The organism is Metallosphaera javensis (ex Hofmann et al. 2022), assembly GCF_022064045.1.
Lineage (GTDB): Archaea > Thermoproteota > Thermoprotei_A > Sulfolobales > Sulfolobaceae > Metallosphaera > Metallosphaera javensis.
In genome coordinates, this window is record NZ_JAKNCW010000064.1 from 1 (window position 1) to 299 (window position 299).

The following is a 299-nucleotide window of genomic DNA, read 5'->3' on the forward strand; positions in this document are numbered from 1 at the left end:
CAGGGTACTTCAGGTCCCACTGGGCACGGTATTCACGTGGATCAAGAGGTACGGAGGGAGGAAGTACGCGAAACTCGCGGAGCTGTGGAGGAGAGCCAGGGACGGGCTGAATGAGGGCGTGAAGGTCGTGGACGAGATGTGGACCTACTTCAGGAGGAACGCGAAGGCGTTTTCGTGGGTCTTCACGAGATTCGTGTTCTCCAGAAAGGGGATGTACGTCGCGTTCTCCGTGGGAGACAGGAGCGAGAACACGTTTCAGGAGCTCGCGCAGTACGTGCCCGAGAAGGGGACATGGGTTT

Annotated in this window: 1 pseudogene; it reads left to right on the plus strand. The window is 58.5% G+C overall.

Going from position 1 to position 299, the window contains the following annotated elements:
* Positions 1-299, plus strand: a pseudogene (locus L3N51_RS12405) (IS1 family transposase); the annotation flags it as partial.